The organism is Curtobacterium sp. NPDC088465, from assembly GCF_044753165.1.
GTDB lineage: Bacteria > Actinomycetota > Actinomycetes > Actinomycetales > Microbacteriaceae > Curtobacterium.
Genome location: NZ_JBIVMR010000001.1, coordinates 553,761 through 579,882, shown reverse-complemented (window position 1 = coordinate 579,882; position 26,122 = coordinate 553,761). Strand labels below are relative to the sequence as shown.

At 72.5% G+C, this 26,122-nt stretch carries 29 protein-coding genes, 1 tRNA gene and 1 pseudogene; 16 read left to right on the top strand and 15 right to left on the bottom strand.

Annotated features, from left to right (window positions below):
* Window positions 1-107 precede the first annotated feature (107 nt).
* Window positions 108-1,454, bottom strand: coding sequence for an MFS transporter (locus tag ACIP6W_RS02620; RefSeq protein ID WP_400428103.1), 1,347 nt, complete (start codon window positions 1,452-1,454; stop codon window positions 108-110).
* On the bottom strand, window positions 1,451-1,870 hold the full coding sequence (locus ACIP6W_RS02615) for a MarR family winged helix-turn-helix transcriptional regulator (RefSeq protein WP_066652230.1): 420 nt from the start codon (window positions 1,868-1,870) through the stop codon (window positions 1,451-1,453). The genes ACIP6W_RS02620 and ACIP6W_RS02615 overlap by 4 nt, the downstream gene beginning before the upstream one ends.
* Before the next feature lie 118 nt (window positions 1,871-1,988).
* Between ACIP6W_RS02615 and ACIP6W_RS02610 the strand changes: the two genes are divergently transcribed.
* Entirely contained in the window at window positions 1,989-2,741 is a 753-nt protein-coding gene (locus tag ACIP6W_RS02610) for an SDR family NAD(P)-dependent oxidoreductase (protein ID WP_400428100.1), read from the top strand.
* Between the two features lie 410 nt (window positions 2,742-3,151).
* Here ACIP6W_RS02610 and ACIP6W_RS02605 read toward each other — a convergent pair whose 3' ends face one another.
* On the bottom strand, window positions 3,152-4,093 hold the full coding sequence (locus ACIP6W_RS02605) for an acetamidase/formamidase family protein (protein WP_400428097.1): 942 nt from the start codon (window positions 4,091-4,093) through the stop codon (window positions 3,152-3,154).
* Between the two features lie 126 nt (window positions 4,094-4,219).
* On the opposite strand from ACIP6W_RS02605, the gene ACIP6W_RS02600 reads away from it, so the two are divergent.
* The 4 genes from ACIP6W_RS02600 (at window position 4,220) to ACIP6W_RS02585 (ending at window position 7,236) form a co-directional block, all read left to right on the top strand.
* Window positions 4,220-5,089 (top strand): alpha/beta hydrolase, encoded by an 870-nt coding sequence (locus ACIP6W_RS02600; protein WP_066657760.1) that lies wholly within the window; start codon window positions 4,220-4,222, stop codon window positions 5,087-5,089.
* Between the two features lie 83 nt (window positions 5,090-5,172).
* Window positions 5,173-6,222: a biotin/lipoate A/B protein ligase family protein gene (locus ACIP6W_RS02595; RefSeq protein ID WP_066652234.1), complete on the top strand. Its 1,050-nt coding sequence runs from the start codon at window positions 5,173-5,175 to the stop codon at window positions 6,220-6,222.
* Window positions 6,223-6,265: 43 nt separating this feature from the next.
* Window positions 6,266-6,787 carry a hypothetical protein gene (locus ACIP6W_RS02590; RefSeq protein WP_400428093.1) on the top strand — a complete coding sequence of 174 codons (522 nt, stop codon included), beginning with the start codon at window positions 6,266-6,268 and terminating at the stop codon, window positions 6,785-6,787.
* Window positions 6,788-6,906: 119 nt separating this feature from the next.
* Window positions 6,907-7,236: a hypothetical protein gene (locus ACIP6W_RS02585; RefSeq protein WP_066652239.1), complete on the top strand. Its 330-nt coding sequence runs from the start codon at window positions 6,907-6,909 to the stop codon at window positions 7,234-7,236.
* A gap of 18 nt (window positions 7,237-7,254) precedes the next feature.
* Here the strand turns inward: ACIP6W_RS02585 and ACIP6W_RS02580 are convergent, their stop codons facing one another.
* Window positions 7,255-7,539 carry a GNAT family N-acetyltransferase gene (locus ACIP6W_RS02580; RefSeq protein WP_209679875.1) on the bottom strand — a complete coding sequence of 95 codons (285 nt, stop codon included), beginning with the start codon at window positions 7,537-7,539 and terminating at the stop codon, window positions 7,255-7,257.
* A gap of 88 nt (window positions 7,540-7,627) precedes the next feature.
* Here ACIP6W_RS02580 and ACIP6W_RS02575 point away from each other — a divergent pair, with 88 nt between their 5' ends.
* The gene (locus ACIP6W_RS02575) at window positions 7,628-8,515 is read left to right on the top strand and encodes a DNA-methyltransferase (protein WP_400428872.1); all 888 of its coding nucleotides are present in this window, start codon (window positions 7,628-7,630) and stop codon (window positions 8,513-8,515) included.
* A gap of 67 nt (window positions 8,516-8,582) precedes the next feature.
* Window positions 8,583-9,089, top strand: coding sequence for a hypothetical protein (locus ACIP6W_RS02570; RefSeq protein WP_251155343.1), 507 nt, complete (start codon window positions 8,583-8,585; stop codon window positions 9,087-9,089).
* A gap of 89 nt (window positions 9,090-9,178) precedes the next feature.
* On the opposite strand, the gene ACIP6W_RS02565 is transcribed toward ACIP6W_RS02570, so the two are convergent.
* From ACIP6W_RS02565 to ACIP6W_RS02530, 8 genes are all read right to left on the bottom strand, one after another.
* Window positions 9,179-11,602 (bottom strand): MDR family MFS transporter, encoded by a 2,424-nt coding sequence (locus tag ACIP6W_RS02565; protein ID WP_400428088.1) that lies wholly within the window; start codon window positions 11,600-11,602, stop codon window positions 9,179-9,181.
* Window positions 11,603-11,814: 212 nt separating this feature from the next.
* Window positions 11,815-13,434, bottom strand: a complete 1,620-nt coding sequence (pgm, locus tag ACIP6W_RS02560) for a phosphoglucomutase (alpha-D-glucose-1,6-bisphosphate-dependent) (RefSeq protein ID WP_400428085.1) — start codon at window positions 13,432-13,434, stop codon at window positions 11,815-11,817.
* Window positions 13,435-13,597: 163 nt separating this feature from the next.
* A complete protein-coding gene (locus ACIP6W_RS02555; protein WP_209683951.1) occupies window positions 13,598-13,843 on the bottom strand; it encodes a hypothetical protein in 246 nt (81 codons plus the stop codon).
* Between the two features lie 120 nt (window positions 13,844-13,963).
* Window positions 13,964-14,626, bottom strand: coding sequence for a class I SAM-dependent methyltransferase (locus ACIP6W_RS02550; RefSeq protein ID WP_066652249.1), 663 nt, complete (start codon window positions 14,624-14,626; stop codon window positions 13,964-13,966).
* Window positions 14,623-15,273 carry a DUF2064 domain-containing protein gene (locus tag ACIP6W_RS02545; RefSeq protein WP_400428082.1) on the bottom strand — a complete coding sequence of 217 codons (651 nt, stop codon included), beginning with the start codon at window positions 15,271-15,273 and terminating at the stop codon, window positions 14,623-14,625. The genes ACIP6W_RS02550 and ACIP6W_RS02545 overlap by 4 nt, the downstream gene beginning before the upstream one ends.
* Window positions 15,270-16,013, bottom strand: a complete 744-nt coding sequence (locus ACIP6W_RS02540; RefSeq protein ID WP_058728516.1) for a glycosyltransferase family 2 protein — start codon at window positions 16,011-16,013, stop codon at window positions 15,270-15,272. The genes ACIP6W_RS02545 and ACIP6W_RS02540 overlap by 4 nt, the downstream gene beginning before the upstream one ends.
* Before the next feature lie 435 nt (window positions 16,014-16,448).
* Entirely contained in the window at window positions 16,449-17,522 is a 1,074-nt protein-coding gene (locus ACIP6W_RS02535; RefSeq protein ID WP_326496462.1) for an NAD-dependent epimerase/dehydratase family protein, read from the bottom strand.
* On the bottom strand, window positions 17,519-18,379 hold the full coding sequence (locus tag ACIP6W_RS02530; protein ID WP_251160616.1) for an MTAP family purine nucleoside phosphorylase: 861 nt from the start codon (window positions 18,377-18,379) through the stop codon (window positions 17,519-17,521). The genes ACIP6W_RS02535 and ACIP6W_RS02530 overlap by 4 nt, the downstream gene beginning before the upstream one ends.
* Window positions 18,380-18,496: 117 nt before the next feature.
* Between ACIP6W_RS02530 and ACIP6W_RS02525 the strand changes: the two genes are divergently transcribed.
* The 8 genes and pseudogenes from ACIP6W_RS02525 to ACIP6W_RS02490 all read left to right on the top strand — a co-directional run bounded on the left by ACIP6W_RS02525 (window position 18,497) and on the right by ACIP6W_RS02490 (window position 24,389).
* A complete protein-coding gene (locus tag ACIP6W_RS02525) occupies window positions 18,497-19,738 on the top strand; it encodes a molybdopterin molybdotransferase MoeA (protein WP_251160615.1) in 1,242 nt (413 codons plus the stop codon).
* Window positions 19,735-20,235: a cyclic pyranopterin monophosphate synthase MoaC gene (moaC, locus tag ACIP6W_RS02520; RefSeq protein WP_066652259.1), complete on the top strand. Its 501-nt coding sequence runs from the start codon at window positions 19,735-19,737 to the stop codon at window positions 20,233-20,235. The genes ACIP6W_RS02525 and moaC overlap by 4 nt, the downstream gene beginning before the upstream one ends.
* Window positions 20,232-20,744, top strand: coding sequence for a molybdenum cofactor biosynthesis protein B (locus ACIP6W_RS02515; RefSeq protein ID WP_400428077.1), 513 nt, complete (start codon window positions 20,232-20,234; stop codon window positions 20,742-20,744). The genes moaC and ACIP6W_RS02515 overlap by 4 nt, the downstream gene beginning before the upstream one ends.
* Window positions 20,745-20,761: 17 nt before the next feature.
* Entirely contained in the window at window positions 20,762-21,169 is a 408-nt protein-coding gene (locus ACIP6W_RS02510; protein WP_209683943.1) for a molybdenum cofactor biosynthesis protein MoaE, read from the top strand.
* Complete coding sequence (locus ACIP6W_RS02505) at window positions 21,166-21,834, top strand: hypothetical protein (RefSeq protein WP_400428074.1); 669 nt, start codon at window positions 21,166-21,168, stop codon at window positions 21,832-21,834. The genes ACIP6W_RS02510 and ACIP6W_RS02505 overlap by 4 nt, the downstream gene beginning before the upstream one ends.
* Window positions 21,835-21,892: 58 nt before the next feature.
* Window positions 21,893-22,291 carry a PLD nuclease N-terminal domain-containing protein gene (locus ACIP6W_RS02500; RefSeq protein WP_209683939.1) on the top strand — a complete coding sequence of 133 codons (399 nt, stop codon included), beginning with the start codon at window positions 21,893-21,895 and terminating at the stop codon, window positions 22,289-22,291.
* A 250-nt stretch (window positions 22,292-22,541) separates the two neighbouring features.
* Window positions 22,542-23,010: pseudogene (locus ACIP6W_RS02495) on the top strand (ATP-binding cassette domain-containing protein); the annotation flags it as partial.
* A gap of 56 nt (window positions 23,011-23,066) precedes the next feature.
* Complete coding sequence (locus ACIP6W_RS02490) at window positions 23,067-24,389, top strand: ABC-F family ATP-binding cassette domain-containing protein (protein WP_400428870.1); 1,323 nt, start codon at window positions 23,067-23,069, stop codon at window positions 24,387-24,389.
* Between the two features lie 60 nt (window positions 24,390-24,449).
* Here the strand turns inward: ACIP6W_RS02490 and ACIP6W_RS02485 are convergent, their stop codons facing one another.
* Genes ACIP6W_RS02485 through ACIP6W_RS02475 form a run of 3 tightly spaced genes read right to left on the bottom strand, consistent with a single transcriptional unit; the run spans window position 24,450 to window position 25,855 of the window.
* Window positions 24,450-24,812: a hypothetical protein gene (locus ACIP6W_RS02485; protein WP_400428071.1), complete on the bottom strand. Its 363-nt coding sequence runs from the start codon at window positions 24,810-24,812 to the stop codon at window positions 24,450-24,452.
* Window positions 24,813-24,841: 29 nt separating this feature from the next.
* On the bottom strand, window positions 24,842-25,330 hold the full coding sequence (locus tag ACIP6W_RS02480; protein ID WP_400428068.1) for a VOC family protein: 489 nt from the start codon (window positions 25,328-25,330) through the stop codon (window positions 24,842-24,844).
* Between the two features lie 30 nt (window positions 25,331-25,360).
* Window positions 25,361-25,855 carry a MarR family winged helix-turn-helix transcriptional regulator gene (locus tag ACIP6W_RS02475; protein ID WP_066652288.1) on the bottom strand — a complete coding sequence of 165 codons (495 nt, stop codon included), beginning with the start codon at window positions 25,853-25,855 and terminating at the stop codon, window positions 25,361-25,363.
* A gap of 94 nt (window positions 25,856-25,949) precedes the next feature.
* Between ACIP6W_RS02475 and ACIP6W_RS02470 the strand changes: the two genes are divergently transcribed.
* Window positions 25,950-26,021 (top strand) — tRNA-Gln (locus tag ACIP6W_RS02470).
* Window positions 26,022-26,122 lie beyond the last annotated feature (101 nt).

Here is a 26,122-nt window from a genome sequence, read left to right as displayed (position 1 = left end):
GGACGGGAGGGCCGTGGCGGGCTGGCACCGTGCCTCCCGGCCGGCATCCCGTCGCGGTGCGCGCGCGGCGGGGGTGGCCCGTGCCTCCTGGCCGACGGTCCCGACGCTCAGACCGAGCTGGACCGGTCCGCCACCGCCTCGTCGCGCTCCAGGTCGCGCCGCAGCGCGGCACGCGACGCCCGCGTGCCGACCACCGGCACCGCGTGCGTGACCGCGAGGTGCAGTCGGGCGTTGGCGTCGTACCGCAGCCGCAGGTGTTCCCAGCGGACGAGCCAGACCAGGGCGATCGCGAGCGCGACGAAGCCCGACGCGGCTCCCACCACGATCGCCCAGCGTGGCCCCCACGCATCGGCGACGGCGCCCACCACCGGGGCGCCGATCGGCGTGCCCCCGGCGAAGATCGCCATGTACAGCGCCATCACGCGACCGCGCATCGCGGGCTTCGTGGTGGTCTGCACGAGCGCGTTGGCCGTGGTCATGAAGGTGAGCGAGGCCAGGCCGACGAAGACGAGCACGACCGCGAAGGTCCAGTACGTCGGGGCGAGGGCCGCCGCCGTGCACGCCAGGCCGAAGCCGGCCGAGGCGACGACGAGGGTCCGCATCCGCGGGCGGTCCCGCCGGGCGGAGAGGAGCGCGCCGGCGACCGAACCGATCGCCATGACGGAGTTCAGCAGGCCGAACTCGCCGGCACCCTTGCCGAACTCGACCCGCGCCATGGTCGAGGTGAAGATGGGGAAGTTCACGCCGAAGGTCCCCACGACGAAGATCATGCAGAGCACCACGATGATGTCCGGACGGGTCCGCACGTAGGTGAAGCCGGCGAGGATCTGCCCCTTCCCGCGCTTCGCGCGCACGCGTTCGGCGAGCTGGGCGGGGTCGACGAAGCGGAGCGCGACGAGGACGGCCAGGAACGAGCCGGCGTTGATGACGAACACCCAGCCGGACCCGATCGCGGCGATGAGCACCCCCGCGACCGCGGGCCCGATGAGCCGGGCGGCGTTGAAGGACGCCGAGTTCAGCGCAACGGCGTTCGAGACGTGCTCGCCCTGCACGACGTCGGAGACGAACGCCTGCCGGATCGGGGTGTCGAACGCGGCGACGATGCCGAGCGCCAGGGCGAAGCCGTACAGGGACCACAGGGTCGCCGTGTCGGTGAGGACCATGATCCCGAGGCCGAGCCCGAGGGCGCCCATGAGTCCCTGCGTCAGCATGAGCATCCGCCGCCGGTCGAAGCGGTCCGCAGCCAGGCCGGTCAGCGGGAGCAGGAGCAGCTGCGGACCGAACTGCAGCGCCATCGTGATGCCGACCGCGATCGCGTCGTTGTCGGACAGCTTCGTCAGGACGATCCAGTCCTGGGCGGTGCGCTGCATCCAGGTGCCGACGTTGGAGACCAGGGCCCCGGCGAACCAGATGCGGTAGTTGCGGGTGGACAGGGAGCGGAACAGGGCGGTCACTGCTGGGCAAGCCTCCTCATGATCTCGGTGGCCTCGGCGAGGGTGCGGCGCTCGGTGGCGGTCAGGGTCGTGAGGCGCGGGGAGAGCCAGTCGTCGCGGCGGCGCCGGGTCTCCTCGACGAAGGTCGCTCCGGCCGGGGTCGCGGCGAGCAGGACCTTGCGGCGGTCGTCGCCGTGGTCGACCTTGGACACGAGGCCGCGGTCCACGAGCACCGCGATCGACTTCGTCATGCTCGGCGGTGTGACGCCGTCCTGCCGGCTGAGCTCGGCGAGGGTCATGGCGCCCTCGCGGTGCAGTCGCGCGAGGGCCGAGAACTGGCCGTCCGTCATGCTCGCGTCGACCTTCTGTGCGCGCAGCGTCCGGGACAACCGGGCCACCGCGACGCGGAGGTCGGTGGCGAGTGAGGTGTCGGGCACGACCGTTAGCCTACCTCATTAGTTCAGCGAACGAACTGGTCTGCGCGAGGTGTACGCTGCGTACGCAACACGTGTTGCTTTGTGCACGATCGACGGAACGTCGAGGAAGAAGGAGAACATGTCCGAGTTCGAGGGCAGGGTCGCCGTCGTCACCGGTGGCGGCAGCGGCATCGGGGCTGCGATCGCGAAGGAGCTCGCGGCCGCGGGCGCGCGGGTCGTCGTCACCGACATCAAGGCCGAGGCCGCGCAGCGCGTCGTGGCCGAGATCGAGGGCGCCGGGGGCACCGCGAGTGCGTTCGAGGCGAACTCCGCGGTCGCGGGCGACAACGAGCGGATGGTCCAGCACGCGGTCGACACCTTCGGCGCGCTCCACCTCGCGGTGAACAACGCCGGCATCGGTGCGGCTCCCCAGCCCATCGGCGAGTACGACGTCGAGGCGTGGGACCGGGTCCGCGCGGTCGACCTCGACGGCGTCTTCTACGGGCTCCGCTACGAGATCCCGGCGATCCTGGCTGCCGGTGGTGGCGCGATCGTGAACATGGCGTCGGTGCTGGGGTCGGTCGGCATCGCGCACAACGCCGCGTACGTGGCGTCGAAGCACGCGCTCGTCGGGCTGACCAAGGTCGCGGCGCTCGAGTACACGGCGCAGGGTGTCCGCACGAACGCGGTCGGTCCCGGGTTCATCGACACCCCGCTCGTCCGGTCGTCGCTCTCCGCCGAGGAGCTCGCGGCGCTCGAGGGTGAGCACGCGGCGAAGCGGCTCGGTACCGATGCCGAGGTCGCAGCGCTCGTGCTGTTCCTGCTGAGCGACAAGGCCTCGTTCATCAGCGGCAGCTACCACCTGGTCGACGGCGGGTACTCCGCGCACTGACCCCGGAGCGGGTGTACTTGGTCGGATCGGGCGTACCCGGTGAGAACGGGCGTACCTGATCGCAACGATCGACCAGGTACGCCCGTTCTCACCTTCCATCGCAGGTGCGATGGGAAAGAACGGGCGAACGGGAGGCGCGGCGCGGCTCGAGCGCGCCGTCTCGCCAGCGCGGACGCGACGAGCATGGTGGCGCGCCTGCCAACCGGGACGGTTCGGGCGTGCCTGGTCGGTTCGGGCGTACCTGGTCGGAACTTCCGGTCAGGTACGCCCGTTCTCTCCATGCATCGCGAGTGTCATGGGAAGGAACGGGCAGACAGGAGGCGCGACCCGAGTCCCCGACGTCGAGCACGCTGGTCGCGCCTCCCGTCCCGGCGCGTGGTGCCGATGGGCCGTCGGCTCGCGTCGGGCGCTCAGCCTGCGTCGGGCGCGAGGATCGCGTCGTGGGGGAGCAGTGCGTGCACGCCCCAGGTCCGGTTCGCGACCTGGGTCACGCGCATGCTCACCGCGACGCTCGCCATCGCCAGTGCCTGCCCGCGGGTGATCCCGTGCAGCCCGACGATCCAGTCGACCATCCGGTCGAGCGCCGTCGTCGTCGCCGTGTTGAGGTCGGCGTCGAACCCGAACGTGATGTGGCCGGCAGGGGTGTCGGCGTGGACGCCCTCGACCGGGGCGTGGTCGAGCAGGGACAGCGTCATCGTGGTGGTCATGCCGCGCTCGACCGCGGTGCCGGAGACCTCGCCGTCGCCCTGTGCGGCGTGCCCGTCGCCGACGGAGAGCAGCGCGTCCGGCACGGTGACGGGCAGGTACAGCGTCGCGCCGGCGACCAGTTCGCGGCAGTCGATGTTGCCCCCGCCGAGCGGACGCGGCGGGATCGTCGAGTGCTCCCCGGTGGGCTCCGGCGGCAGACCGACCACGCCGAGGAACGGCGCGGTCCGGACGCCCAGCCCGAGCTGGTTCCGCGCCGTGCCGGCGTCCGCGTCGACGTCCCAGAGCAGCGGCCCGCGCGACGCCGCGTCGACGAGCCCGAGCGCCCGGGCGACCGGGGTGTCGACGCCACCGGACCCGGTGTAGCCCCAGTCGTCCGGCACCAGCGCGTCGAAGCGCACGGCGAGCACCTGTCCGGGTCGCGCTCCCGCGACCGCGATCGGTCCGACCAGGCAGTGCCCGCGTCGCGGATCGAGGAGCGTCGGCGCGTCCGCCCCCGGCGCGGCCAGCCGTTCGGTGTAGCCCGCGGCGCTCAGCGTCCGGACGGTCACGGTGTCACCGTCCTCGACGCGGAGCACGGGCTCGCGTTCCGCGGTGAGGACGTCGACAGCGGTGTCGGGCGAGGCATCGATGCGGTGGGAGGTCACCGGTCGATCCTCCCAGGCGTGCAGCGTTCCTGGTGGACATGCGCAGGCTCCGAGCCGGCTGCGTGGACGCCGGACGGACACGCCACGGACCGCCAACGTCGCCCCCACGTCTGCGAGGATCGACCCGTGCCCACCTTCTCCGCCGCTCGAGGGGACTCCTCGTTCACCGACGCGCACGGCGTCGAGATCGTCTACTCGACCTGGCGCGCCGCCAGGCCGAAGGGCATCGTGCAGATCGCGCACGGCGTCGGGGAGCACGGACTCCGGTACGAGCCGCTGGCGCAGGACCTCGTCCGTGCCGGGTACACCGTGCACGCGAACGACCACCGCGGGCACGGCCGGACCGGTCTGGCGCAGTGGGACGGGGACCACGCGCGGCTCGGACGGCTCGGACCCGGTGGCCTGCGGGCGGCGATCGCGGCCGTGGAGCAGATGAGCGACGTCGCCCGCGCGCAGGACCCCGGCGTCCCGCTCGTGCTCGTCGGGCACTCGTGGGGGTCGCTCATGGCACAGCGGATCGTGAACACCTCGTCGGAGCGGTACGACGGGGTCGTGCTCTCCGCCACGGCGTACCGACTGCCCGGGTGGATGAACAGCGGCGACCTGAACGCCCGGCACGCGGGCTCCGGACCGACGAAGTTCGAGTGGATCACGCGCGACCGGGCCGTCATCGACGCGATCGCCGCCGACCCGCTCGCGGTCGAGGCCGACGTGATCAAGCTCTTCGGCGTCCGTGACGCCGCGCGGCTGCTCGGCGTGCCACGCCGAGGCATCCCGCACGACCTGCCGATCCTGCTGCAGGTCGGATCGGACGACACCCTCGGCGGCCCCCGTTCCGTGGAGCGGCTCGCCCAGGCGTACCGCCGTCGCGGTCGGCTGTCGGACGTCCAGGTCCACGTCTACGACGGGGCGCGGCACGAGGTCTACAACGAGACGAACCGCGACGAGGTGGTCGCCGACCTGATCGCGTGGCTCGACCGCCACGTGGCGCGCTGACGCGACGGGCTGCCGGACGGGAGGCGCGTGGCAGCGGTGCCCCGTGCCTCCCGTCCGGCGGACGGCGGGCGTAGGCTCGCCCTGTGCACGGTGAGTACAAGGTCCCCGGAGGCAAGCTGGTCGTCGTCGACCTCGAGGTCGTCGACGGGAGCATCCAGGAGTTCCGGCTGGCGGGTGACTTCTTCCTCGAGCCGGACGACGCGCTGCCGCTGATCGACCAGGCCGTGGACGGCCTGCCCGCGACCACCGACGCGGCCGGCATCGCCGCCGCGGTCCGCACGGCGCTGCCCGAGGGGGCGGTGCTGCTCGGCTTCACACCGGAGTCGGTGGGGGTCGCCGTCCGTCGCGCGCTCTCGCGGGCGTCGACGTGGCAGGAGTACGACTGGGAGATCGTGCACGAGGGGCCGATCAGCCCGAACGAGCACCTCGCACTCGACCAGGTCCTGACCGAGGAGGTCGGTGCCGGCCGTCGCGGTCCGACCCTGCGCATCTGGGAGTGGGACCAGCCCGCGGTCGTGATCGGGTCGTTCCAGTCCTTGAAGAACGAGGTCGACCCGACCGGTGCCGCGAAGTACGGCGTCGAGGTCGTCCGCCGCATCTCCGGCGGTGGCGCCATGTTCATGGACGCCGGCGCGATCATCTCGTACTCGTTGTACGTGCCGACCGACCTCGTGCAGGGCATGACCTTCGCCGACTCGTACGCCTACCTGGACGAGTGGGTGATCGAGGCGCTGAAGTCCCTCGGGATCGACGCGTACTACCAGCCGCTCAACGACATCTCCTCGACCAAGGGCAAGATCGGCGGCGCGGCGCAGAAGCGGCTCGGCACCGGTGCCCTGCTGCACCACGCCACGATGAGCTACGACATGGACGGCCAGAAGATGGTCGAGGTGCTCCGCATCGGTCGCGAGAAGATGAGCGACAAGGGGACGACCTCGGCCGCCAAGCGTGTCGACCCGCTGCGTTCGCAGACCGGCCTGACCCGAGCCGAGATCATCGACCGGCTGATCGGCACCTTCACGAAGCTCTACGGCGCGCACGAGGGCCACGTGACCGAGGCGGAGCGGGCCCGCGCGCGGGAGCTGGTCGAGACGAAGTTCGCGACGCGGGAGTGGCTCGAGCGGGTGCCCTGACCGGGCAGTGACGCCCGTACGGAGCGCCCTCTATGCTCTGCGCATGCGTCGTCCGAGCCGTCTCCTGTCCGCCACGGTCGCAGGACTCGTGGTCCTCGGTGTCGCGACGGCCTGCTCGTCCGCACCTGTCTCCGGACTGCTGTCCGACGATGCCGACGCGACACGGGCGGCAGGACTCGACCGGTGGGGCGACGCGATGAACGCAGCGCTGCTCGACGGGGACCGCGGCTTCGGTTCGTCGAACGGACTCGACCGTGGCGCGGCCGGGACGGAGACGCCCGCCGGCGACTGGGACCTCCTCGTCGCCTGCAACGGCGTCGACGGCAAGCGCCTGCTGGTGTCCGTGGGACCCGGCGGCCGTGACGAGGTCCTGCGCACCGACGTACCGTGCGGCCTGGTCACGAGGGTGCCGGTCACGGTGCCGCGCGGCGGCGGGCTGACGGTCGAGGTGGAGCCGCAGTCGGACGCGAGCGATGCCGTCCGGCACGGCGACGTCGTCTCGTACTGGTACGTCTCCATCGTGCACCGCGGCTTCGAGCCGGAGGCGACGGTCGTCGTCGACTGATCCGCACGACGGACACCGGCGCGGGAGCTCGCGAGCAGTCCGCCGTCGCGGCGGACCGATCGCCAGGATCATCCGCGCGGCGGAGGCCCTGGCCGGTCGACTGACGTAGCGTCGGGACCGTGAACTGGTTGATCCTCCTGGGGGCGGTGGCCGTGGCGGCCGTCGTGATGTGGGTCGCCGATCGCGTGGGGTGGATCGACCTGTCGAACAAGGCCACACGCAGCGGCGGATCCGGCGGTGTCGGCGCGATGATGGACGAGGTGTTCGCCCCGACCCGTCACGAGACGCAGGCCGAGTACGAGCGGCAGTCGCGCCTCCCGGAGGAGGCCCCGACGCCCGCCGACGACGACCACGACCTGCTCAGCGGCACCGTCCTCATCCGTGTGCCTGCGGTCGGACACCGCGGGCGGCACGAGGCGCGACCCGGCACGCTCGACCGCACCTACTGAGCGCGAGCACCTGCCGCGCTAGCGCGTGGTGAGCTCCTGGTAGTCCGGGTGCCGCTCGATCCACGCCTTGACGTAGGTGCAGAGCGGGACGACCCGGAGGGACCCCTCGCGGACGTCGTCGAGCGCGTGCTGGACGAGGATCGACGCGTGGCCACCACCGCGGTGCGCGGGGTCGACCTCGGTGTGGGTGAAGCGGATCTCGTCGCCGTCGACCTCGTACGCCGCGAAGCCGATGACCTCGCCGTCCTCGACCAGGGAGTACTGCTGCGCGTCGGTGTCGTTGCGGACCTCGGGTGATGCCATGCAGGGGACCGTACGCCGTCGGACGGGGTGGGGGCTGGGTGCGGTCGGGCGTCGGTCCGCTCTGCGGGAGGATGGTCCGGTGCGCAGCATCGACGACTCGAGCCCCGACCTCGTCGTGCTCGGCGACAACCTCGACGTCCTGCCGACACTGCCCGACGCGTCGTTCACGGTCGTCTACCTCGATCCGCCCTTCAACACCGGACGGAAGCAGCGGCGCCACGCGGTGACCGCCGAGCGCCGGACCGTCGGCGACGCCGGGACGATCACGGGCTTCCGTGGTCGGACCTACGAGCGGATCCGCGGTGACCTGATGCGCTTCGACGACCGCTTCGAGGACTACTGGGCGTTCCTCGAGCCACGCCTGCTCGAGGCCTGGCGGCTGCTCACCGACGACGGCACGCTGTACCTGCACCTCGACTACCGCGAGGCCCACTACGCCAAGGTGCTGCTCGACGCGCTCTTCGGCCGCGACGCGTTCCTCAACGAGATCATCTGGGCGTACGACTTCGGCGCGAAGTCCCGCACGCGCTGGCCGACCAAGCACGACACGATCCTGGTCTACGTGAAGGACCCGGAGCGCTACTGGTTCGACTCCGAGACGGTCGACCGCGAGCCGTACATGGCGCCGGGACTCGTCACGCCGGAGAAGCGCGAGCGTGGGAAGCTGCCGACGGACGTGTGGTGGCACACCATCGTGTCGCCGACCGGCAGCGAGAAGACCGGCTACCCGACGCAGAAGCCCGAGGGGGTCCTGCGCCGCATGGTGCAGGCGTCGTCGCGCGAGGGGGACTGGGTGCTCGACTTCTTCGCGGGGAGCGGCACGCTCGGTGCGGTCGCTCGTGACCTGGGCCGGCGGTTCGTGCTCGTGGACGACAACCCGGTCGCCGTCGACGTGATGCGGCGTCGGTTGCCGCACGCAGCGGTCGAGTCGGCGGTCGGTTCGGTGGTCGTGTCTCCCGTCGCGCAGGAGGACTGAGCGCCTGCCGCCCGGAGCGGCCAGGATGGATCGGGGCGGACGCGTTGCGCCCGGGGAGACGGGGGCGATGGCGGCGAAGAGTGTCCGCACGGCTGCGGTCGGACTGATGGTCAGTGCACTCGCCCTCACGGCCGGGTGCACGGGCGGGACGGGTTCCCCGTCGTCGCGGCCCGAGGACGCGGAGCGAGCGGTGCAGCAGATCGTGGACGACTCCGCCAGTGCGCTCGGAGGGGACTGGACCGTGGAGGAGGGCCCACGACTCGGGACGTGCACGGACGAACGCGGCAACGGCGAGGGCGTGCACTACACGATCCTGTCCTCGCGAGCCGAGCGCGGCGACATCGAGACCGATGTCAGCACCCTCACCACGCTGTGGAAGCGTGCCGGGCTCGTGACGGAGCGCTTCACCAACGGGGACGGCAGCTACTCCGGACTCAACGGCAGGGGCGCCGGGATCGCGAACATCGCGTTCAACTCGTCCGACCTGGGCGGCGGCGACACGATCAGTGCGACCTCGGAGTGCGCGGCTGGCGACTACGTCGAGCTCCGGGAGCAGGAGCGCGGGCAGCGCTGACGAGCGCGGCGCCCGTCCGGTAGGGACGACGGAGGCGACACCCTCGACGTCGTACGACGTCGACGATGTCGCCTCCCAGCGGCGGCGGGCTACTCCGCCGTGTGTCGCCCGTGGTGCTCGGCCGTGGTACCCGGCGGCGTGGCCCCGTCCGACGAGGCGTGCGCCGGGTGCGTCCGGATGGTCGCGGTCGTGGCCGGAGGCTCGTCCACCGGTGCCGCCGCGGCGTGCGCGCCGTGCGTGGTCGCGTCGGTGAGCGGTGCCCGGGTGCCGCCCTCGGGGTGGTGACCGGCGCGGTCAGCTGCACCCGTGTCGGAGGCGGGCCGGTCGGCGGGGGAGGTGGTGCCTCCGGACCGGTCCTGCGGCTGCTGCACCGTGACGTCGGGCGAGGTCGGGACCGCCCGGACCGACACCGTGTCCGGGGTGACCAGCGAGCCGGTGTCCGCCGCCGCCTGCTGCGCGTCCGCTGCCAGGCGGTCGGAGTCGCCCTTCGCCGCGTTCGCCTGTTCCTGCAGTGCAGACACCTTGCGGAGCGGCGGGACCCGGAAGAACCAGGTCAGGACGAAGGCGAGCAGGATGACACCCAGCCCGACGAAGTAGACGACGACGGCCGACTGGCTGAACCCGACCAGGAACGGACGGGTGAGCCGCTGGTCCGCACCGTTGAGGAACGATGTGTCGCTCGTGGCCGAGCCGGCGGACGAGCTGGCCGCCGTGTCGCCGTTCTTCAGCTGGTCGACCAGCTTCGGCGCGACCTCGTCGACCACGGCCTTCCGCTGGTCGGCGTTGCTGTAGTCGATCTGCAGCGTGCCGTCGACGACCTCGGCGTTCGCCTTGGACGCGGCGGTCTCGAGCGCCTGCTGCTCGGCGGCCGACTTGTTCGCGGCGACCTGCTCGGCGATGACCGAGTCGGCGGAGGCGGCGGGGATCCGGCCGGCGGCGACCTGCTGCTGCACCTGCGCGGTGACCTGCTTCGTCACGGCCTGGTCCGCGGCCTGCTTCGCCGCTGCGGCACCCTGGTCGAGACCCTGCTGCACGTTCTGCTGCACCGGGTCGACGATCTTCGACCAGATCTGGTCCATCACGCCCTTGTTCTCGGACGCGCTGGCGACCGAGGGGGTGAGCGCGGCGGTGAGGGCCGGCTTGAGCGTCGACTCGTTCTGCATCGCGCCGGTGATGTTCGTCGGCATGAGCGTGAACAGGACGGACAGGAGCACCGCGGTGCCCATCGTGCCGCCGATCTGGCGGAAGAACGTCGCTGCACTCGTGGCAACGCCGATGTCCCGCGGGGAGACCGAGTTCTGCGCGGCGAGGGTCAGTGTCTGCATGAGCTGCCCGAGCCCGAGACCGATGCCGAACATGCCGAGCATGAGGAACCAGAGGGGGCTGTCGGCGGTCAGGAAGGTGAGGAGCGTGAAGCCGATCGCCGTGAACGCGGTGCCCGTGATCGGGAAGGCGCCGTAGCGGCCGGTGCGCGAGATGATCTGACCCGAGGCGATCGAGGAGATCATCAGACCGAGCACCATCGGCAGCATGGCGAAGCCGGACTCGGTCGGGGTGACGCCCTTGACGATCTGCAGGTAGAGCGGGATCGTCAGCATCGCGCCGAACATCCCGAAGCCGACGAGCACGGACAGGACCGCGGCCATCGAGAACACCCGCGAGCCGAAGAGCTTGAGCGGGAGGATCGCGTCGTCGCCCATGGAGCGCTCGACGATCACGAAGGCGACGAGACCCAGCGCGCCGATCGCGTAGCAGGCGATCGCGCCGGGGGAGTCCCAACCCCACTCGCGACCCTGCTCGGCGATGAGGAGCAGCGGGACGAGGGTGACGATGACCAGCGAGGCGCCCCACCAGTCGATGCGGGGCTTCCCGCGGTCGCCGAACTTCGGCAGGTGCAGGAACGTCGTCACCATGAAGAGCGCGATGATGCCGACGGGCACGTTGACCAGGAAGACCCAGCGCCACCCGCTGACGAACAGGATCTCGGACGCGCCGGCGAACAGGCCGCCGACGAGCGGCCCGATGACCGAGGAGATGCCGAACACGGCGAGGAAGTAGCCCTGGTACTTGGCGCGCTCGCGCGGGGCGAGCATGTCGCCCATGATCGCGAGCGGCAGCGACATCAGGCCGCCGGCGCCGAGGCCCTGCAGCGCGCGGAACCCGGCGAGCATGAGCATCGAGGTCGAGAACGACGCGGCGAGCGACCCGAGGATGAAGATGCCGATCGCGGTGAGGAACAGCGGGCGGCGGCCGAAGATGTCGGAGAGCTTGCCGTAGATCGGCGTCGTGATCGTGGACGCGATCAGGTAGGCCGTGGTCACCCACGCCTGCTGGTCGAGCCCGTGCAGGTCGTCGCCGATCGTGCGGATGGCGGTGCCGACGATGGTCTGGTCGAGCGCGCCGAGGAACATGCCGGCCATCAGTCCGTAGATGACGAGCAGGATCTGTCGGTGGTTCATCACCGCGTTCGAGGACGTGGTGGGGGCCGCGGGTGCGGTCGCCGTCTGGGTCATTCGGTCTCCCGTGCGTACTGGTGCTCGCGCGTCGCTCTCGCCCGGGCGCGGGGGAGCGTTGTTGCGCGCACTGCAAAAATACAACCAGCGCAAACGGATTGTTCCCATCCGCCTCGTTCCTGTGGACATCGGCAGGGTCCTCCGGCGGATGCGGAGGAGCGACAGGGGCGCCACCGGACGGATCCGGTGACGCCCCTGTCGGTCGTCGGGGACTACGCGCCCAGGGCGGCGTCCACGATCTCCTTCGCTTCGCGCTGCACCTGCTCGAGGTGCTCCTGCCCGACGAAGCTCTCCGCGTAGATCTTGTAGACGTCCTCGGTGCCGGAGGGCCGTGCGGCGAACCACGCGTTGTCCGTGACCACCTTGACGCCGCCGACGGCGGCGTCGTTCCCCGGCGCCTTCGAGAGCTTCGCGGTGATCGGGTCGCCGGCCAGGGTGTCGGCGGTGATCGCGTCGCCGTCGAGCTTCGAGAGCCGGGCCTTCTGCTCCTTGCTCGCAGCGGCGTCGACCCGCTGGTAGACCGGCGCACCGAAGCGCTCCGTGAGCTCGGTGTAGAGCTGCGAGGGGGTCTTGCCGGTCACCGCGGTGATCTCGGACGCCAGGAGCGCCAGGATGATGCCGTCCTTGTCGGTCGTCCACGCCGTGCCGTCCTTGCGGAGGAACGAGGCGCCCGCGGACTCCTCGCCGCCGAACGCCACGGAGCCGTCGATGAGACCGGGGACGAACCACTTGAAGCCGACGGGGACCTCCCACAGCCGGCGGCCGAGCGACTCCGCGACGCGGTCGATGATGCTCGACGACACGAGCGTCTTGCCGATCGCCGCGTCGTCGCGCCACTCGGGGCGGTGCGCGTAGAGGTACTCGATCGCCACGGCGAGGTAGTGGTTCGGGTTCATCAGACCGCCGTCGGGCGTGACGATGCCGTGGCGGTCCGAGTCGGCGTCGTTGCCGGTCAGGACGTCGAAGTCGTCCTTGTGGGTGAGCACCGACGCCATCGCGGACGGGCTCGACGGGTCCATGCGGATCTTGCCGTCCCAGTCGAGGGTCATGAACGCCCACGTCGGGTCGACCTCGGGGTTCACGACGGTCAGGTCGAGGCCGTAGTGGTCGCGGATGCGCTCCCAGTACGGCAGCGACGCCCCACCCAGGGGGTCGGCGCCGATCTTCACCCCGGCGCGCTTGATCGCGTCGATGTCGATGATGTGCTCGAGGTCCGCGACGTACGTGCCGAGGTAGTCGTAGCCCTCGGCTGCGGTCTCGTCCTGGCGGCGGACGTCGGCGTTCCCGCCGGCGATGATCGCGTTCGCCCGGTCGGCGATCCACGACGTGGCGTCGCTGTCGGCCGGGCCACCGTGCGGCGGGTTGTACTTGAAGCCGCCGTCACGAGGGGGGTTGTGGCTCGGCGTGATGACGATGCCGTCGGCGGTGTCGCCGTGCTCTGCGCGGTTGTACCGGATGATCGCGTGGCTCAGTGCGGGCGTCGGGACGAAGCCGTCCTCGGCGTCGGCGAGCACGCGGACGCCGTTGGCGGCCAGGACCTGGAGCGCGGTCTGCTCCGCCGGCGCGGAGAGCGCGTGCGTGTCCCGGCCGATGAACAGCGGACCGGTGGTGCCCTGCTCGGTGCGGTACTCGACGATCGCCTGCGTGATCGCGGCGATGTGCGTGTCGTTGAAGGCGGTGTCGAGCGACGAGCCGCGGTGGCCGGAGGTGCCGAACACCACCTTCTGCTCGGGGATCGACACGTCGGGGACACGCTCGTGGTACGCGGCCAGGAGGGCGTCGAGGTCGACGAGGTCGTCTGCGGTCGCGGGGGTGCCGGCGCGGTCGTTCATGCGCCCATCCTGGCACCAGGACCCTCCGCGCGTCGCCGGGTGTCACGCAGCCGCACGGGTCCGGCAGGAGACCGCCCCGGTACGGCACGAGCGGCCGCCCTGCCGGGGACGTGGGGGGACGTCCCGGGTCGGGCGACCGCTCGCGGTCTGGGGGAGCCGGGGCTCAGGCGGTCCGGAACGACCCGGTCGTCGTCCGCAGCGAGCCGGTCACGGTCCGCGTCGAGGACGTCGCGGTGCCGGGACGGCGGAACTGGGTGTCCACGAAGCGGCCGAGCGCACGGCCCGCCCCGGTGCCGGTGTAGCTGCCGACCGGGCGCCATGCGGCCTCGACCGTGTACGCGCCGAGCTCGTCGCGCTGCTCGAGACCGGAGACGTAGGCGCCGCCGAGGGGGTTCTGTCGGTTCTGCACGGGTGCTCCTCGTCGTCGTGCCGAGGGTCCCGGGTCGTCGGACCGACGACCAGGACGCCGTCGGCTGTTGCCCACGACGCTACCGCGTTGTCTTGAATCATGCAAGACAACGCGACGCGGTCACGCGACGAGTTCGCAGAACGTCCGTCCGTCGGCGGTCCAGCTCTGCCGGGCTCGCAGCCCCGCCGTGGCCGCGTGACGGAGGAGTGCGTCGACGCCGACCTCGGCCCACGGGAAGCCCTCGCTCCGGTTGCCGTCCACGTCGACCACGTGCGCGGTGAACGCACGGTCCGCCGCGCGGTCCACGTGGGTCTCGACGACCACGCGGCCGCCGTCGCGGACGATCTCGCCGCACCGGGCCAGGAGCGCGACCGGGTCGCCGCCGATGCCGATGTTGCCGTCGATCACGAGGGCGGTGTCCCAGCGGCCCTCGTCGGGGATCGGGTCGAACACCGAGCCCTGCACGGCCGTGCCGCCGGAGCGTCGGGCGATCGCGACGGCCTCGGCGGAGACGTCCACGCCGAGCGAGGGGATGCCGAGCGCCCGGGCGGCGACGAGCATGCGACCGGGGCCGCACCCGATGTCGATCACGGGGCCGTCCGCGCCCTCGAGGAGGGAACGGTCGATCCGGTCGGCTGCGGCGCTCCACCGGCCGACGTCCATCGTGACCTCGACGTCGGGACGCTCCGGGTCGGTCAGGCGCAGGTGGCCGTCGGTCTGCAGGGCACGGGCGTACGGCTCGCCGCCGCCGGCGCCGAACGTGACGGTGTCGTGCATCGTCATCGGGCACCTCCGGTCGTCGTGGTCAGGGTCGTGTCGTGCTCGGCGGCGAACGCCGTGGCGAAGCGCGAGGTCGGCGCGAGGGCGGCGACCTGCTCGGCGTCCGCGACGGTGTCGACGTCGAGCAGCGCGGGCAGGGTGCCGACCGACAGGCCGGCGTCGGTCAGGCGCGCGAGCTGCACGGCGCCGGTGTCGTCCTGCGACATCGGGACGCCGCGGAGCAGGGCGCCGTCGGGCTCGCGAAGGTACAGCGACCAGAAGCCACCGTCGTCCGCCGGACCGAACCACGCGTCGCGGTCCGGGTCGTCGAACACGGGTGCGAGGTGCTCGGGGGTGGCCTGCGGGGTGTCCATGCCGACGAGCAGCGTCGGACCGGTCATCGCGTCGAACATCGCCCCGAGGCGTTCGTCGAGCCCGCCACCGACCTGGTGCAGGACCTCGAAGTCGTCGGTGCCCTCGGGCAGGACGACGCCGTCGTAGAGCAGCACGCGACGCGAGGCGGGCAGGGCACGCACCGTCGCGATCGTGTCGGCCAGCGCGGCCGAGGCGACGCGGGCAGCACCCTCCGGGGTCAGGGCCGGCGTCAGCCGGGTCTTGACCTTGCCGGGCAGGCACTCCTTGGCCACGACGACCACCGTGACGTCCGTCATGAGCGTGCTCCTTCCGTGGTGGACCCGGCCACGTCGCGGGCCGGACCGGGCGCGACCACGCGGGGGCGTGCCTCCCGGCCGTACTCGCGCAGCAGACGGGACATGTCGCGGACGGCGTTGACCGTCCCGCGGAGCGTGCCGGTGACCTTGCTGTCACCGACGCGCTGGGCGTACCCGATGTCGGACTCGTCGACCCGCCACCCGGCCGCGTGTGCCGCCAGGACCATCTCGAGCGGGTAGCCGCTGCGTCGGTCCTGCAGGTCGAGGGCGACCAGGTCGGCGCGGCGCATGACGCGCATCGGACCGAGGTCGCGGAGGCGGTAGCCGGTCGCGCGGCGCATCAGGACCGCGAGCACGCGGTTCGCGAAGCGGGCGTGCGGCGCCCACGCGCCACGGGTGGTCGGCACGCGCCGACCGAGGGCGAGGTCGGTCCGCCCGTCGGCCACGCGGGCGACGAGGTCGGGCAGCTCTGCGGGGTCCATCGAGGCATCGGCGTCGCAGAACGCGACGTACTCCGCGGTCGCGGCGGCGACGCCGGCGGCACACGCCGAGCCGAAGCCCTTGACCGGTTCGGTGACGACCGTCGCGCCGTGGGCGCGGGCGACGTCGGCGGATCCGTCGGTCGAGCCGTTGTCGACGACGATGGCGCGGTACCCCTCGGGCAGGCGGCCGATGACGCGCGGGAGCGCGTCCGCCTCGTCCAGGCAGGGGAGGATCACGTCGACGGTCATGTGGTCCATTCGGTGCGGGTCGCCCTGGCGACGGGGCCGATCTCCGGTCGCGCGCGTCGCGTCCTCGTCGGGCTGGTCGCCGGCGGGTGGGGTTCGGTCCATGCTCACGACGTAACACGATGACACGTCGCGGGGTACAGGATCCTGTCCCCCGGGGCGTGTCGAGCGCGGTGATCGGACCGTCTGGCCCGCGATCGGGGGACGGCCGGGAGGCCCGGGTGCGGTCCCGGGTCCGCGTGCGCGGGCGGGTGGTGCGTGCTCGCCCCGCGCTGGTGCGGTGGCGTCTCGCGCTGGTGCGGTGGCGTCCCGCGCTGGTGCGGTGGCGTCCCGCGCTGGTGCGGTGGCGGACGCGAGACTCGCCTGGGCGGACACGGCTCGCGCCTCGAGGCGCGAGCCGTGTCCGCTGAGACGAGTCTCAGGCGGCGTCGTCCGCTGGACGCTGCGTCACCGCTGCACGGCGGCGCGGAGCGGTGCGGTCGCGAAGTCACGCATGCCCTGCTCGAAGTCGACCTGCGCGTGCCAGCCGAGCTCCGAACGGATCCGCTCGGACGACGCCGTGACGTGCCGGACGTCTCCGAGTCGGTACTCCCCGGTGACGACCGGCTGCGGGCCGTCCGGCCCGGCGATGGCCGCGGCCATGTCACCGATGGTGTGCACGACGCCCGAGCCCACGTTGTACGCGCGGAAGGTCTCGGCGGGCAGCTCCGCGGTCGCGGCGATCGACGCGGCGTTGGCACCCGCGACGTCGTCCACGTGCACGAAGTCGCGACGCTGGCGGCCGTCCTCGAAGACGCGGGGTGCCTCGCCGCGGGCCAGGGCCGAGCGGAAGAGCGACGCGACGCCGGCGTACGGGGTGTTCGACGGCATGCCCGGCCCGTAGACGTTGTGGTAGCGCAGGGCGATCGCGGTACCGCCGGTCGCGCGGGCCCACGACGAGGCCAGGTGCTCCTGCGCGACCTTCGTCTGCGCGTAGACGTTGCGGGGGTCCAGGGCGGCCGACTCGTCGATCAGCCCGGGCACGAGCGCGCGACCGTCGGGCCCGATCGGGTCGAAGCGTCCGGCGTCGAGGTCCTCGCGTCGTCGTGCCGGCGGCCGCATCGGTTGACCGTCGGCGGTCTCGTACGCGCCCTCGCCGTAGACCACCATCGAGCTCGCGACGACCAGGCGGCCGATGCCGTGCCGGTCCATACCGGCGAGCACGTGCGCGGTCCCGGCGTCGTTGGACGACACGTAGTCCGGGGCGTCCTGGAAGTCGACGCCGAGGCCGACCTTGGCCGCCTGGTGGCAGACGACGTCGACGCCGTCGAGCGCCGCCTCGAGGGCGACACGGTCACGGACGTCACCGTGCACGAACGACAGGCCCTGCTGCTCGTGGGCGCGGACGACCTCGGACGGGTCGCCGTGCACGTCGTCACGCAGGGAGTCGAGCACGCGGACCTCGTGCCCCTCGGCGAGGGCGCGACGGACGATCGCGGACCCGATGAAGCCCGCGCCGCCGGTGACGAGCAGGCGGCTCACGCCGTCGCCCCGAGGACACTGGCGCTGGCGGCAGCGGGGACGAGCTCGCGCGGGGTGTAGTCGTCGGGCAACGCGGCGACGACGCCGCCGATGGCGCGGACGATGACCTCGTTCGCGCGGGCCAGGCGCTCCATGACGGCGCCGTGGGTGACCGGGGCGTCGGTGGACCGTGCCGCCTCGTCCTCGGTGGGGGCCAGGCCGGCGTCCGCGTCGGTCACGAAGGACAGGTTGACCGTGCCGATGCCGAGCTCGGCAGCGAGCGGCACCTCGGGCGTCATCGTCATGTTGATCGTGTGGCCGCCGGCCTCGCGCATCCAGGTCGACTCCGCGCGGGTCGAGAAGCGCGGGCCCTGGATGACGACGCACGTGCCCGTCGGCCGGAAGGGCACGTCGAGCGCGGCGACGGCGTCGATCGCGGCGCGGCGGAGCACCGGGTCGAAGGGGTCGGCGAAGGACAGGTGCTGCACCTGGTCCTCGAAGAACGTGTCCTTCCGGCCCCAGGTGCGGTCGATCAGCTGGTCGGTCACGACGAAGGTGCCGGGGGCGTAGTCCGGGTGCAGGCCACCGACCGCGCTCGACGAGACGATCGCACGCACGCCGAGGGACCGGAGGGCCCAGACGTTCGCGCGGTGGTTGATCAGGTGCGGGGCGACCGAGTGCTCGCGACCGTGGCGGGTGAGGAACGCGACGCGCTTGCCGGCCATCGTGCCGACCGTGATCGGACTCGACGTCGGGCCGTAGGGCGTGTCCACGGTGATCTCGTCGGCGGTGCCCTCCTCGAAGAGGCGGTAGAGGCCGGAGCCCCCGATCACCCCGATGCGAGCCGTCGTTCCGTCCACAGGTTCGGTCGTGGTCACGTGGTCCTCCACAGGTCCTCCGGATGTCCTCGGCGCGTGGTGCGCCCTGGATACGCTACTGACGCCCCTCCGGCATCGACCGGGAACGGGGCGTCCCCACGAGGTTCGGAGGCATCCGTGCGCACGATCGGTCAGCACCGCGACGAGGTCGCCGCGCTCCTCGCGCCCGTGCTCGCTGCGCGGGCGGAGGAGACCCTGCCGCTCGACGCGCTGGCGGACGGCGCCGGTGCCGGCCGTGGGTACCGGGTGCTCACCCGGGCCGTCTCCGCGCCGGTCCCGCTGCCGGTGTTCGACAACAGCCAGATGGACGGGTTCGCCGTCCGGTCGACCGATGCCGGCAACGACGTCCGCGTGGTCGACCCGATCCCCGCCGGGGCCGTGCCGGCACCGCTCGGCCCGGGCACCGCTGCGCCGATCATGACCGGGGCGCGGATCCCCGAGGGCGCGGACGCCGTCGTGCCGGTGGAGGCGACACCGCCGGGGGCGTTCCCCGCGGCGCTGGGGCTCGACGTGCTGACCGTGCCCGCCGGGACGACCACCGGGACGTTCGTCCGCCGGGTCGGCAGCGACGTCGCCGTCGGCGCCGAGCTCGCCCCGGCCGGGTCCCCGGTGACGCCGGCGCTCCTGGGGGCCCTGGCCTCGGCGGGTGTCCGCGAGGTGTCCGTGGTCCGCCCGGTCCACGTGCTCGTCGTGTCCACCGGCAGCGAACTCGCCGGTGACGCCGCGCCTGACGGGCTGGACGGAACGGGCGCGGTGATCCGCGACGCGAACGGTGTCGCGCTCCGTGCTGCCCTGGCCGAGGTCGGTGCGATCGCCGGTGGCGTCCGGCTCAGCGACGCCCCGGACGCCTTCCTGCCGGGGCTCGAGTCGGCCGTCGGTGACTGGGCCGACGTCGTCCTGACCACCGGTGGGATCAGTGCGGGGGCGTACGAGGTCGTGCGTCAGGTGCTCGAGCCGCGCGGACTCGCCGTGACCCCGGTCGCGATGCAGCCCGGCGGACCCCAGGCCCTCGGACTCGTCGACCTCGCCGGTCGACGAGTGCCGGTCGTGGCGTTCCCGGGCAACCCCGTGTCCGCCCTCGTGTCGTTCGAGGTGTTCCTGCGGCCGGAGCTCGCGGCCCTCGTCGGTGCACCGGACCGCCCGACCGCCGAGCTGCCGGCCGCCGAGTCGGCGAGCTCACCCGTCGGCAAGCACCAGGTCCGCCGCGGCCGGGTCGCCGACGGGCGTGTGCACTTCGTGGGCGGGCCGAGCTCGCACCTGCTCGGGCACCTCGCCGCTGCCACCCACCTCGTCCACGTCCCCCTCGGCACCGACTCCGTCGAACCGGGGGACCCGCTGACCGTCTGGAGCCTCCGATGACCGACGACCACCCGAACGGCGTGCGCGACGCCGAGCTCTCGCACGTCCGCGCCGACGGCACCGCGCACATGGTCGACGTGTCCGACAAGGACGTCACTGCCCGCTCGGCCACGGCCACGGCCACGCTGGTGACCCGCACCGACGTCGTCGAGCGGATCCTCGACGGGTCGCTGCCCAAGGGAGAGGTGATCGGCACCGCCCGGATCGCGGCGATCATGGCCGTCAAGAAGACGTCGGACCTGGTGCCGCTCTGCCACCCGCTGCCCATCGCCGGGGTCGAGGTGGACATCACCGGCGACGGCGACCGCGTGCGGATCGAGGTCTCCGTGCGCACGACCTCCCGCACCGGTGTCGAGATGGAGGCCCTGACCGGCGCGAGCGTCGCGGCACTGACCGTGTACGACATGGTGAAGGCCGTCGACCGCACGGCCGTGATCACGGACGTCCGGGTGCTCGAGAAGCACGGCGGACGCTCGGGCGACTGGAGCAACCGATGAACCCCGAACCGACCAGGGGCCGCGCGGGCGTCGTCGTGGTCTCCACGCAGGCCTCGACCAACCCCGCGCTCGACCGCACCGGACCCGTCATCGCCGCATGGCTGCGCGAGCGCGGCTTCGCCGTCGCCGAGCCGACGATCGTGCCCGACGGCGGCCTGATCGCCGAGACGGTGTCCGCCGAGCTCCTCGCGGACGCGAAGGTCGTCGTCACCACGGGCGGTACGGGCGTGACCCCGACCGACCGCACGCCCGAGGCCGTCGCACCCCTGATCGACCTCGAGCTGCCGGGCATCACCGAGGAGATCCGCCGGCGCGGACTCGCCGGTGCCGGTCCGACCGCGCTGCTGACCCGCGGGGTCGCGGGCATCGCCGGTGGCCGCACCGTCGTCGTGACCCTGCCCGGGTCGCGCGGGGGCGTCGCCGACGGGCTCGCGGTGCTGGACGGGGTGCTCGACCACGTGCTGGCCCAGCTGCACGGCGAGGGCCACGCACCCCGGAGCGCGTCGTGAGCGGCGACCGTGTCGTCGTGGCCGACGTCGTGGACCGGGTGATCACGGTGGACGAGGTCTCCGCTGCCGTCACGACCGACCGCGACGGCGCCGTCGTGACCTTCGCCGGGGTCGTCCGCGACCACGACGAGGGCAAGGGCGTCACGGCACTCGACTACGAACGGCACCCGAGCGCGGGAGACGTCATCGCCGAGGTCGCCCGGACGATCGCCGTCGACCACCCCGAGGTCCGCATCGCCGTGCTGCACCGCGTCGGCGCGCTCGGCATCGGGGACGTGGCGCTCGCCGCAGCAGTGGCGTCGCCGCACCGTGCCGAGGCCTTCGCAGCCTGCGCCGCGCTCGTCGACCTGGTGAAGGAGCGGACGCCGATCTGGAAGCGCCAGGAGTTCACCGACGGCACGGACGAGTGGGTCGCTGCGCTGTGACGGACGAGGAGACCGCGGCCGGTCACCGGTGGGCACTCGCGCAGGAGCGCGCGGAGGCCGTGCTCGCGGTTGCTGCCCCGGCCGACCGTCAGCGATCGGCGGGTGGCGTTGCATGGGTCCTCGGCGGGTCTGCGGGGATCGTCGCCGTCCTGGTCGCGCTGGCGCTCGCGGTGCCACCCGAGGCACCCGCGAGGACGGTGGTGTCGATCGGCGTCGCCCTCGGCGCGCTCGTCCTCCTGCTCACGCAGATCATCCGAGCGGCCGTGGCACGTCGACGCGCCGGACCGGCGCCAGCACCGGTGGTGGCGATCCTGCAGACGCGCGAGCGGCACGCGGTCCGGCAGGCGTTCCACGGCCGCCGCTTCGTGCCGGACGACCGTCACGACGTCGTGACCGCCGCGGCCGTGCAGGCAGCGTCGGGAACAGAGCTGGTGTGGTTCTGTGCCACAGCGGTGCTCTGGGTGAGCAGCGCTGCCGTCGGTGGCACGCTCTGGCCGATGTACGCCGCGCTCGCCGTGGTGAACATCGCAGCCGTCGTCGTTCCCGCTCGGGACACCCTCGCCGCGCGACGGTGGCTGACGCAGCACCCGCTGGCCGGGGGCGCTCTCGACGTCACCGCGGCCGAGACCTGTGGAACCGCGCAGGAGACCGACGCCCGATCGTGATCCCGGCACTCGTTCAGGGCACGGTCCCGCACTCGGCGGATCCATAGACTCCGGAGCCATGAGCGTTCTGCTGTACGGCGCGGGGATCGTGCTGCTCGTCTTCGCCCTGATCGACATCGTCACCCGGGGCGAGGACCAGGTCCGCGGACTCCCGAAGTTCGCCTGGGTCCTGATCTGCATCTTCGTGCCCGTGGTCGGCAGCATCGTGTGGTTCGCCGTCGGGCACGACTGGAGCGCGAACGACCGGAACCACGGCCGCTACCTCGAGCCGAACCGTCACGAGGACCGGTACGCCAGCATCGGTCACGCCCGTGCCGCCCACGGTGACAAGCGCGTGAACGGCACCGAGCAGGAGCTCGCCGAGCTCGAACGCGAGATCGAGTACTGGGAGGCGCAGGCGCGCCTCCGGCGTGCCAAGGAGGCCGCGGGCGAGGGCGAGCCGACCCCGGGAAGCTGAGCCGCGCCTCCAGGCCGGCAGCCGCTGCCCCGCTCGCTCGCCGCAGCCGCTGCCCCGCTCGCCGCAGCACAACCCAAAGCACGTCGCGCCGCGGAATCTCGTGGCGCGACGTGCTTTCGGTTGTTCGGGAGCACCCAACGCCACCCCGCGGCGCCCGCACCCCGCGGCGCCCGCACCCCGCGGCGCCCGCACCCCGCGGCGCCCGCACCCCGCGGCGCCCGCACCCCGCCGCGCCGCCTACCCTTGACGGGTGGCTCATCTCCTCGGCGCCGAGAACGTGCATCTCGAGTTCCCCACCCGTGTCGTCTTCGACAGCGTCACCCTCGGCCTCGACGAGGGCGACCGCATCGGCGTCGTCGGCCGCAACGGTGACGGCAAGTCGACCCTGCTCGCCCTGCTCGCGCAGCGCCTCGAGCCGGACGCCGGCCGCGTCACCCATCGGCGCGGCCTGACCGTCGGGTACCTCGACCAGCGCGACGTCCTGCCTGCGGGGGCGACCGTCGGCAGCATCGTCGTCGGCGAGCTCGAGGAACACGAGTGGGCCGGGGACCCGAAGATCCGCGACATCATCGGTGGCCTCGTGTCCGACATCCCGTGGGAGGCCACGGTCGACGACCTGTCCGGTGGGCAGCGGCGACGGATCGCGCTCGCGAAGCTGCTCGTGGGTGACTGGGACGTGCTGTTCCTCGACGAGCCGACGAACCACCTCGACGTCGAGGGCATCCAGTGGCTCGCCGACCACATCAACCGCCGGTGGTCGTCGAACCAGGGCGGCATGGTCGTCGTGACGCACGACCGGTGGTTCCTCGACGCGGTGTCGACCGACACGTGGGAGGTCCACGACGGTGTCGTCGAGCCGTTCGAGGGCGGCTACGCGGCGTACATCCTGCAGCGCGTCGAGCGTGACCGGCAGGCAGCCGCGAGCGAGCAGCGGCGGCAGAACCTGGCCCGCAAGGAGCTCGCCTGGCTCCGCCGCGGTGCCCCCGCGCGGACCAGCAAGCCGAAGTTCCGCATCGACGCGGCGAACGCCCTGATCGACGACGTGCCGCCGATCCGTGACACCGTCGGCCTGTCGCAGATGGCGACCGCCCGGCTGGGCAAGGACGTCGTCGACCTGCTCGACATCGGTGTCTCGTTCGGCGACGACGTGATCCTGCGTGACGTCGAGTGGCGGATCGCACCGGGGGAGCGGACCGGCATCCTCGGACCGAACGGTGCGGGCAAGTCCACGCTCCTCAACCTGGTGTCCGGCAAGCTGCAGCCGACCACCGGCCGCGTGAAGACCGGCAAGACCGTGCAGGTCGCGGTGCTCGACCAGCAGCTCGCCGACCTGCAGCAGTTCGCGGACGACCGTGTCCGCGAGGTCGTCGCCCGCAAGAAGACGAGTTACATCGCAGACGGCAAGGAGATGACGCCGTCGCAGCTGCTCGAGCGGCTCGGCTTCACCTCGGAGCAGCTGTCCACGCCGGTCAAGGACCTCTCCGGCGGGCAGAAGCGCCGCCTGCAGCTCATGCTCATCCTGCTCGACGAGCCGAACGTGCTGATCCTCGACGAGCCGACGAACGACCTCGACACCGACATGCTCGCCGCGATGGAGGACCTGCTCGACACCTGGCCGGGCACCCTGCTCGTCGTGTCGCACGACCGGTACCTGCTCGAGCGGGTCACCGACCAGCAGTACGCGGTCCTCGGCGGGCACCTCCGTCACCTGCCCGGCGGCGTCGACGAGTACATGCGGCTGCGCGCGTCCGGCTCCGTCCCGCAGACGGCTGCTGCGGCCGCCGCGGCCTCGGCCGGGAGGCCCGACACGGCTCCGGCAAGCGGCTCCGGCGGTGCCGCGGCCGGGTCCACCACCCCTGCCGCGCCCGGCCTGTCGGGTGCGGACCGTCGCGTCGCGGAGAAGGAGATGTCGGCCCTCGACCGGAAGATCGCGAAGGCGGGGCAGGACCGGCAGAAGCTGCTCGACGCGTTCGCCGCGCACGACCAGTCGGACTACGCGGGGCTCGGGGCGCTGCAGACGAAGCTCGGGGCGCTCGACGCCGAGGTCGAGCAGCTCGAGGAGCGGTGGCTCGAGGTGGCCGAGCAGCTCGGGGTGTAGCGGGGGCCGCGGGTCGGAGACCCGTAGCTCGACCGACGTAGCGTTACCGGGTGGCCCGGGTCAGGGGCCCTCGCAGCCGAGTTCGGTCGGCTCGAGGTCCTCGCCCCGGCCCACGCCGTAGGCGGACGGATCCGTGACCGTGCGCAGTCGGCCGAGCCGGTCCTGCTCGGTGACGACGACGGCGCGGACGAACCCGGCGCGCTGGTCCGGGTCGAGCACGAACCGACCGACGACGTCGAGGTGCCCGTGCGGCGGGACGACGAGCCCACTGTCGACCGGCACCGTCCGGCCGTACTCCGACGGGCGCGCGGCGTCCTCGGTGACGGTGAGCCCGGCAGCGTCCGCGGTCGGGTGCGGCGCGAGCGCGAGGTGTTCGAGCCGCACGCCCTGCACGGTGTCGACCCGGACCGTGCGGACGTGCACGTCGTGGGCGGTGTCGTTGGCGAACGCCGTCAGGAACCAGGCGGCTGCGTCGCTGTCGTCGACTCCGGGTCGATGCTGTCCTGCTCGGGGACCGCTCCGGCTGCATCACCGCCACCGGGGTTCGCCACGACCTCCCAGAGGTGGCCGTCCGGGTCCTGGAAGAAGCCGGACCACATTCCCCACGGGCGCGTGTACGGCGCCGCGAGCATCGTCGCTCCGGCGGCTGCCGCACGGTCGAGGAACGCCTGTGCGGCCTCCTGCGACGGCTCGAAGTGCCCGATGGTGGTGCTCGGTGCCTCGGCGAGTGCGACGCCGGAGTCCTTCCGCATGTCCTCGCGCCCGTAGACACTGACGATCGACCCGTCGTCGAGGGTGAACATCGCCGTGGTGCCGCCGGCCTCCGTGTCGCTCGACGGGTACTCGGTGCCGATGACGCCGCTGCCGTCGATGCCGAGCAGCGCGCGGTAGAACGATGCCGAGCGTCCGACGTCGGCAACGGCGAGGGTGATGGCGTGCATGCCGCGCACGCTACGCCGGACCGGCTGCCGTCAGTCGCCGAGCCCGAGGATGAGTCGTCGGAGCAGCCCGGACAGCTGCGCCTGCTCGTCCTCGGATACCCCGGACAGGATCGCGCGTTCGGCCTGGAGCAGGTCCGCGATCGCGGCGTCCACGGCCGCGCGACCGCTCGCCGTGAGGGACACGAGGATGCCCCGACCGTCCCGCGGGTCCGTCCGCCGGTTCACGAGTCCTCGTGCCGCGAGCCGGTCGACCCGGTTCGTCATCGTGCCGCTCGACACCAGGGTCTGCTGCAGCAGCGCCTTCGGGCTGAGCTCGTACGGTTCGCCCGCACGCCGCAGCGCCGACAGCACGTCGAACTCCCACGGCTCGACGTCGCTCGCGTCGAACGCGGCCCGTCGTGCGCGGTCGAGGTGCCGGGCGAGCCGGTCGACGCGGGACAGGACCTCGAGCGGCCCGAAGTCCAGGTCGCCCCGCTCCCGACCCCACGCCGCGACGATCCGGTCGACCTCGTCCTGCTGCGGCATCCCTCCATCTTGGCCGAACCGGTCGCGCGCGGCCAGCGCCCGGGCCGTGGGAGGATGGACGGGCACCGGACGGGCTCCACCCCGTCCGGTGTGTTCCGCCTTGGTGTAACGGCAGCACGACGGCCTTTGGTGCCGTTAGGTCCGGGTTCGAATCCTGGAGGCGGAGCGCGGGGGTGATCCGAGTTTTCGGTGTTCGGGTTGAGACTTTTCGCTGCTGGGGGGGGGGGGGGCTTGGCGGCCCGGAAAGCCGGATTGGGCGCACCGCGG

Coding starts and splice junctions, on each gene's coding strand:
- ACIP6W_RS02610 (WP_400428100.1), top strand. CDS start 1,989: ATGTCCGAGTTCGAGGGCAGGGTCGCCGTCGTCACCGGTGGCGGCAGC.
- ACIP6W_RS02590 (WP_400428093.1), top strand. CDS start 6,266: ATGCGTCGTCCGAGCCGTCTCCTGTCCGCCACGGTCGCAGGACTCGTG.
- ACIP6W_RS02580 (WP_209679875.1), bottom strand. CDS start 7,539: ATGGCATCACCCGAGGTCCGCAACGACACCGACGCGCAGCAGTACTCC.
- ACIP6W_RS02570 (WP_251155343.1), top strand. CDS start 8,583: ATGGCGGCGAAGAGTGTCCGCACGGCTGCGGTCGGACTGATGGTCAGT.
- ACIP6W_RS02565 (WP_400428088.1), bottom strand. CDS start 11,602: ATGACCCAGACGGCGACCGCACCCGCGGCCCCCACCACGTCCTCGAAC.
- pgm (WP_400428085.1), bottom strand. CDS start 13,434: ATGAACGACCGCGCCGGCACCCCCGCGACCGCAGACGACCTCGTCGAC.
- ACIP6W_RS02550 (WP_066652249.1), bottom strand. CDS start 14,626: ATGACGATGCACGACACCGTCACGTTCGGCGCCGGCGGCGGCGAGCCG.
- ACIP6W_RS02545 (WP_400428082.1), bottom strand. CDS start 15,273: ATGACGGACGTCACGGTGGTCGTCGTGGCCAAGGAGTGCCTGCCCGGC.
- ACIP6W_RS02540 (WP_058728516.1), bottom strand. CDS start 16,013: ATGGACCACATGACCGTCGACGTGATCCTCCCCTGCCTGGACGAGGCG.
- moaC (WP_066652259.1), top strand. CDS start 19,735: ATGACCGACGACCACCCGAACGGCGTGCGCGACGCCGAGCTCTCGCAC.
- ACIP6W_RS02515 (WP_400428077.1), top strand. CDS start 20,232: ATGAACCCCGAACCGACCAGGGGCCGCGCGGGCGTCGTCGTGGTCTCC.
- ACIP6W_RS02500 (WP_209683939.1), top strand. CDS start 21,893: ATGAGCGTTCTGCTGTACGGCGCGGGGATCGTGCTGCTCGTCTTCGCC.
- ACIP6W_RS02490 (WP_400428870.1), top strand. CDS start 23,067: ATGGTCGTCGTGACGCACGACCGGTGGTTCCTCGACGCGGTGTCGACC.
- ACIP6W_RS02480 (WP_400428068.1), bottom strand. CDS start 25,330: ATGCACGCCATCACCCTCGCCGTTGCCGACGTCGGACGCTCGGCATCG.
- ACIP6W_RS02475 (WP_066652288.1), bottom strand. CDS start 25,855: ATGCCGCAGCAGGACGAGGTCGACCGGATCGTCGCGGCGTGGGGTCGG.